The organism is Desulfosarcina sp., assembly GCF_041551955.1.
GTDB lineage: Bacteria > Desulfobacterota > Desulfobacteria > Desulfobacterales > Desulfosarcinaceae > Desulfosarcina.
Map to the genome: position 1 here is coordinate 1 of NZ_JBFELV010000347.1, position 5,452 is coordinate 5,452.

At 53.7% G+C, this 5,452-nt stretch carries 2 protein-coding genes; both read left to right on the top strand.

Going from position 1 to position 5,452, the window contains the following annotated elements:
• Positions 1-564 precede the first annotated feature (564 nt).
• Positions 565-3,474, top strand: a complete 2,910-nt coding sequence (locus tag ABYV26_RS19750) for an ATP-binding protein (RefSeq protein WP_372683074.1) — start codon at positions 565-567, stop codon at positions 3,472-3,474.
• A 51-nt stretch (positions 3,475-3,525) separates the two neighbouring features.
• Positions 3,526-4,887, top strand: a complete 1,362-nt coding sequence (locus ABYV26_RS19755) for a sigma-54-dependent transcriptional regulator (RefSeq protein WP_372683075.1) — start codon at positions 3,526-3,528, stop codon at positions 4,885-4,887.
• Positions 4,888-5,452 lie beyond the last annotated feature (565 nt).

The window sequence follows — 5,452 nt, forward strand, 5'->3', positions numbered from 1 at the left end:
CAAGGAGACCGTGGCGCCGATTCGTATCGGTTTCGGCACGTCCGTGTAGCCGGCCGGCGGCAGGAGCAGGATCAGCATCGACAGGACCAGGGTCCACTGGAAAATCATCCACCTATGCATTAATGTCTCTTCCATACATAACAGAAATTTTGTCAACATTGACACTCTTTCATCGATACACCAATTCGTCAAGCATGCTCGGCAAGGCAACCCATGGCCGATGCGGATCTGGATCGGATCGAGGTTACGCGGATGTTTCCGGAGGCCAATGGGGTACCTTAGTTGCGTGTCTTACCTTTTTCGGAAAGCGTTTATTCGTCTTATCATCGAAAGGTAAAGGTTTGTCCAAGTCCTCGGAAGGTGAAACACTCAACTAAGGTGGTAGTTGATTATCTAAGATTGTGAAATATTTTTCTTATTCAGCGGTTGCCTCGTCTTTTTTAGACCTAAATAATATAGAAAATACATGAATTCAGGCAGGTTAGTTTTAAGTTGGGTTTTTTGCATACAAATTGCTTATTCACGATATCAGAATGGAAATCATGAAGGAAGATGGACGGTCCAATGAACCCTGAAGACCACCGGAAACAGTCGATCTCGTTGCATCGCGCCTATATAATGGTTGGGGTGGTGGGGGTGGTGATGCTGGTTTTCATCATAAACAACTACATCAATGCCCGGCGTCTGAACGAGCTGACTTCACCCCTGTGGACCGCTGTCAGAGAGGTCAAGCTTGAAGCCACGGCGGTCCACCATGAAGCTACGGATCTGCTGCGCGGGGAGATCGATCCTGACGCATATACGATGTGGTTTTACCTTGACCAGTCCATCTGGCATCTTGCCAATCTGTTGCAGTCGCATCAGCAGAGCAGCCGTTCCTGGCTGTTCACGGAAAAATTGGACGTCAGGGGCCGGTTAGAGGATTTGAACGAGCATTTAGTTCAGTTGAAGGCATTGTATCGTTCGTACAAGGGTCCAGTCAAAACGCCCGAAGTCCTTGCCGAAAGGATTGTGCGCTTGGACAAACGGTTTGCCGGTTTCCGCTTCCAGTTGGATGAACTGGAAGCGGACATCTCACGTCTGATGCTAAAGGAACAGTTGCAGCAGCGGGTCTCCTATGCGGTGCTGGTGGTGTTTTGCGTGGCCATCATTGCGCTCGTCACCTATCAGATCCGCCGCTATGAACGTTATCGAAAAGAGAGTTACCAAACGTTGAACCGGGCCAATTCCCAACTGGCCAGACAGTTCGAGGAACGTCGGCAGGCTGAGGCGGCCCTCAAGGAGCGTGAACGGCTGTTTCGTACCATTTTTAACACCAGCCCGGACGCCATCATGCTGAGCCGGCTGGCGGACAGTGTTATTGTCGATGTCAATCCGGGATTTACCGAGCTCACCGGCTACGGGAAAGACGAGGTCGTGGGAAAGTCCCCCGACGCGATGCCCCGATGGAAAGATTTCAACCTGCGAGAGTCCTATTCGGCGGCTACATTGGCGGGTGGACCCGTCCACAACCTCGAATTTCATGTGCATACCAAGGAAGGGCATATTCGGACCGCCCTGGTCTCGGCCAACACCGTCGACTTCGGCCAGGCGGCCCATCTGGTCACGGTCGCGCGCGACATCAGCGACCTGAAGGAGGCCGAAAACGACCTGCGCATCTCATATGAGTTCATGAAGATTGCCAACGACAACCGGGATATCGAACATATGCTCAGCCAATTTAGCGCCAGCATCCGGCTGCACACCGGCTGCAGCAAATGTACCATTCGCCTGTTCAATGACAATGGCATGGCGCAAGAGGATCGATCACCATCCTCCGACGCCAATGGCATGGGGTGTGAAGTGGACCTCACCTCGCTGAAATCCAACCGCAGCATGTGCGCGCGTGTATTGAACAACGATATCGATACGGGTCTTCCCTGGTTCACTCCTTTTGGATCCTATTTTCTTGATCCTTCGACTAAGGATGGCGGATCGGCGGCCGCCACGCCGGAACGCTGTGATCAAGAACGGTGCGCCCGGATGGGGTATCGTTCCCTGGCCCTGGTGCCGATCAAGGTCGGCGAGCAGATCCTCGGGTTGCTCTTGATTGCCGATGCCGTAGAGGGAATGCTCGACCGGGTGACGGTGGAACGCATGGAAACGGCCGCCATGCATGTGGGTGCGGCGATTCGTCGCCTTCGCGCGGAGGAGGGACTGGAGACTGCCTATCATGAGTTGGAAACTCGGGTGGCCGAGCGCACCCAGGCGCTGTCCGATATGAACCGGGAATTGCAGTCTGAAATCGAAGAGCGTCGGCTGGTCGAGGAAAGACTGCGCAATAACCGCAACACCCTTCAGACCCTTATCGACGGGATCAGCGATGCATTGATTCTGGTGGATATGGATATGAAGATCCGCATGCTCAACCGGGTGGCTGCAACAACCTTCCGGATCAATTCCCTGGACAATGTGATCGGCAAGTTGTGCCACCAGGAAATTGGCCCGGCCGCTTCGTGCGCCGGCTGCGCCATTCCACTGGCGGTGCAGCGGCGTGAGAACCTGACCTTTGAGCGCCAGGGGGTGGTCGATGAAGAGCGTCTGGAGCGGATTACCATTTTTCCGGTAAACGAAGCGGATGATGCGGCCGGCGGCGCCATCATTCGTATCTGCGACATCACCGAGGAGAAGCGTTTCGAGCAGCAATTGATTCAAAGCGAGAAAATGGCCTCATTGGGTATCCTGGTGTCCAGCATCGGCCACGAGATCAACAATCCGAATAACTTTATCACCTTCAACATCCCCATCCTGCGCGAGTATCTTGAAGCCTTGACCCGAATTTCGGATCAGTATGCCGACAAGCACACGGATCTCGAGCTGCTCCACATGAGCTATGACGAATTTCGCGAAGATGTCTTCAAACTGGTGGACAACATCGAGCATGGCGCCAGCCGAATCAGCAGTTTCGTATCGAACCTGCGCGAGTTTTCGCAGGGCAACGGCAATCGGGAGAAGGTGTGGCTGGAACTGCCTGTGGTGATCGACAAGGTCCTCTCCATCTGCCGCAGCCAGATCAAGAAGCGGGTCCGGAATTTCAGGGTAGACGTTCCCAACAGTCAGCCCCCAATCTATGCAGACGAGTATTCCATGGAGCAGGTGCTGCTGAATCTGATCGTCAATGCCGTGCAAGCCGCCGACAAGCCCGACTCAACGGTGAGGGTGTCGGCATCTACGGGAGATTCGTGGCGGGATACCACCATCATCGCGGTTTCGGATAATGGCGTCGGTATCGACGAAAAGAAGTTAGGGAAGATTTTCAACCCCTTTTTCACCACCAAATCGGCCAGCGAAGGCACCGGTTTGGGTCTGTATGTCTGCCACAATCTGGTGCAGCGTCTGGGTGGGCGGATCGAAGTGGCCAGCCGGAAGGGGCAGGGCAGCACGTTTACGATTTTTTTGCCGGACAAGGAACGTCGGGTGAAGGCCAGAGACTGACGAATATGACCAACGATGAGCGATACAACCAACAAAGCATGAGGCAGTCGCATGAAGAACAGAATCCTTGTGGTCGATGATGAGACCGATTTTCTTGACAGCGTGCGCCGCGGATTGATTACTTCCGGGTTCAAGGGCATCCAGACCGAATCGGACCCGCAGCAGGCGCTTGCCGAGGTTGAAAACGGGACACCGTACGAAGTCGCCCTGATCGATATCACCATGCCGGGAATTGATGGCGTACAATTGTTGGAGGCGATTAAAAATCGCCAACCGCAGATCGAGTGCATCATGGTCACGGCGTTGGACGAAGCCCGCACGGCGGTCAACTGCTTGAAGAAAGGGGCCTATGATTATCTGGTCAAGCCGGTGTCCAAGGAGGATCTGATCTCGTCCATCCAACGGGCCTTAGAGAGAAAACGGCTGTTGGATATCTTGAATATCGGTAAAATAAAATCCATTCCCGAATTGAAAAACGCGACGGCGTTCGCTCCGATTACCACCAACAACGAACAGATGACCCGCATCCTCAGGATTGCCGAACTGCATGCCGCCAGCAACGCGCCCGTCCTCATCACCGGGGAAACCGGGACCGGTAAAGAGCTATTGTCGCAAGCCATTCATGCCGCCAGCGACCGTGGCCATCGCCAGTTCACCGCCATCAACATGGATGCCATCACCGAGAGCCTTTTCGACGCCGAGTTTTTCGGGCACACCAAAGGCGCCTATACCGGTGCCGAGAAAGACCGCACCGGTTACCTGGAGAGCACGCACCAGGGCACCCTTTTCCTGGACGAGATCGGCAACCTGGCGCCGACCCTGCAGGGAAAACTCCTGCGCGTGCTGCAGAGCGGGGAATTCATAAAAATCGGCACCAACACTTCCCGCAAAGTGGATTTGAGGATCATTGCGGCCACCAACAAGGAACTGGAAAAGATGATGGCCACGGGTCGCTTTCGAAAAGACCTCTACTACCGCCTGAGCGGCAGCTGGCTGCACCTGCCGCCATTGAGGGAACGGATGGACGACGTCCCCTTGCTGACGGGCTGCTTTCTTAAGGAGTTCAACGGTCCTGATGGCGCGGAGGTAGAAGATGCGGTCATGGAGGCGCTCATGGCCTACGACTACCCGGGCAATATCCGTGAACTGAAGTCGATTGTCAGATCGGCGTTGAGCCTGGCCCAGGGAAAACCGATCAACATCAACTGCCTGCCCGGCCACGTCCGGCAGCGGGCCAAGAAATACGTTCAGCAGGCGCAGAATCAACCGGTACCCACGTTGGCCGAGCTGGAAAAAGACCACATCCTCAAGATCTACGACATGCAGGACAACAACAAGGCCGAAAGTGCCCGCGTTCTGGGGATTGGCATCAACACCCTGCGGCGGAAACTGAAGGCCTACGGCGTCAAATAGGGCTATTCCGCCTATACCAAATTTATTCCCTCCCAAAATGGGATGAATATCGATAACGATAAGAAATCGTTATTATTCTTTCTATCATCCCTCCCAGATTGGGAGGGCTTCCTCCTTCGAAAGCCTATCCTTTTCAGTCCTAAATTTACCTGGTTTTTTATTACCAATTGAAATTATTGGTAAAATTAATATGGCATGTCTATTGCTCAGTAATTTTCCAAAAGAGCCGTGGATTTCATTGGTTATTGAACAGAACTCAAGCCGAGCATGACTTCCCCCGCGGTCATGAAAAAAATAGAATTCAATCACCCGGATCCCTAAGCCTTTGCCAGTCAGCACATTAAGAGGATGCCCACTCCTGGTAATTGATCCTGACCGGATGACTCGCAGACGAAAACACCGACGTCAATGACAACCACAGCATGGCGGAAGGATTTGGAAGGCCATGAAAACCGAGCGGCGCAATTATCCTCGACGTCTGATGGCCGGAAAAGATGTATTTGTTTTGGATCATTGCTCGGGAAAGGTGGGCACCCTTCGTGATCTCAGCGTCAGCGGATTGCAG